Raw genomic sequence first — 1774 nt, 5'->3', positions numbered from 1 at the left:
TTTTCAATATCAGTGAGAAAAGGTACATTTTCAAGAATTATTTTTTCATTAGTTAGCAATGATGAGGCTAATAAAACTAAGGCGGAATTCTTCGCACCACTTATTTCAACTATTCCATTTAACTTGCCTTGGCCAAGAATCTTTAAATTTTGCGATTTAAGATATGACTTCGTTTTGCTTCCGCAAATCATTAAGACTTAATTTATTAGATTCATCATGACAAACTAATAATATTAAGTCCACCCTATGTAACGTCATGAATATTAATTAAAAGTGAAAATGTGTTTTTTATTCCTTGGAAAAAAAAAATTTAATAAATAATTGATCAATATATTTATGTAATTAAAATATAGTTGATAACAAATTTTTCAAAATACTCATAGAAAATACTTTTTTAAAAATAACTAGTAAAAACAATAATCTAGTTAAAAGATTTAGATCATTTAAAAGAGGATCATCTCCAAAAGATCAAGACTTTTTTTGCATAGAGGGTACGCATCTCATTAAAGAATTGCTGAAGTCTGGAAAAAATCCCGCTAAGATTTTAGTTACCGAAAAATGGCTAAGAAAGAATCAAAATCTAAGCAAAAAATTTGATAAGTCATTCATAAATATTGTCTCAGATGAAGTCTTGGCATCTGCGATTTCAACAATTAATCCAGATGGGATAGCAGCTTTAGTAGAGATTTCAGCAATACCTAATTATCAATTTAGTAGAAAAGATGATTTTGTTCTTGTTCTCGACAGAATTCAAGATCCTGGGAATATGGGTAATCTATTTAGAACCGCTTTAGCTGCGGGTGTTAATGCAATTTTTTTAGCTGGAGGTGCGCACCCATTAGGCCAAAAGGTATTAAGAGCATCCTCAGGTGCAGTTTTTCATCTGCCATTTTTAAGATTTGATGGCATTGAAGAAGAAATATTAAATTCTTTACTTGAGTCTTTGTCTGATTTATCAAATGTAGGATTTAAGATTTTCTCTACTAGTAGCCATAATGAGAGTTCAAAAAAACCTTCAAAACCTTACTGGGAAGTTGATTGGTCTAGACGTACAGCATTGATTTTGGGTAATGAAGGTCAAGGTATTCATAAAAAAATTCAAGAAGCTTTTAATGAAACAATTACAATTCCGCATAGCGAGATTGTAGAATCATTGAATGTGGCTTGTGTTGCAGTTCCGTTATTACTAGAACGAAAAAGAGTCGCATACACCTCTAAATAAATAAATAAAAAGTGACTGATTCAAGTTTTGATTTTGATTTAATTGTAATAGGAGCAGGATATGGAGGTTTTGATGCCGCTAAACATGCTGCTGGTAAGGGACTGAAAGTCGCAATAGTAGAATCTTCTGATATGGGAGGCACGTGTGTTAACAAGGGTTGTGTCCCATCTAAAGCTCTTTTGGCTGCAAGTGGAAAAGTTAGAGAAATAGCTAATTATGAACATTTAGCTAAATTTGGTATACATTCTTCACCAGTAAGGTTCGAGAGATCAAAAATTGCAGATCATGCAAATAATTTAGTTTTAAATGTTAGAGAAAATTTAACAAAAACTCTTAAAAGGAGTGGAGTTGAAATCATTTTGGGCATTGGAAGAATTGAAGGAAATCAAAAAGTAGGTGTAAGAGATAAAAACGGAATTGATAAAATTTTCACATGTAAGAATATTGTTATAGCAACAGGCTCTTCTCCTTTTGTGCCCCGTGGAATAACTTTGGATAATAGGACCGTATTTACTAGCGATGATGCGGTTAAACTTGAGTGGCTTCCAAGAT

General features: G+C 32.0%; 2 protein-coding genes and 1 pseudogene. 2 read left to right on the top strand and 1 reads right to left on the bottom strand.

Annotated features, from left to right (window positions below):
• Window positions 1-191, bottom strand: a pseudogene (locus AMO19_RS00505) (UDP-N-acetylglucosamine 1-carboxyvinyltransferase); the annotation flags it as partial.
• Between the two features lie 158 nt (window positions 192-349).
• On the opposite strand from AMO19_RS00505, the gene AMO19_RS00500 reads away from it, so the two are divergent.
• Together AMO19_RS00500 and AMO19_RS00495 are read left to right on the top strand one after the other, a co-directional pair.
• Window positions 350-1222, top strand: coding sequence for a TrmH family RNA methyltransferase (locus tag AMO19_RS00500; protein ID WP_373554000.1), 873 nt, complete (start codon window positions 350-352; stop codon window positions 1220-1222).
• 11 nt (window positions 1223-1233) lie between these two features.
• The coding region (locus AMO19_RS00495; RefSeq protein WP_146255913.1) for an FAD-dependent oxidoreductase at window positions 1234-1774 on the top strand (541 nt) is incomplete at its 3' end.

Origin of the sequence: Prochlorococcus marinus, assembly GCF_001180245.1 — a bacterium.
GTDB classification, from domain to species: domain Bacteria; phylum Cyanobacteriota; class Cyanobacteriia; order PCC-6307; family Cyanobiaceae; genus Prochlorococcus_A; species Prochlorococcus_A marinus_F.
This window is presented reverse-complemented; position numbering and strand designations above follow the sequence as displayed.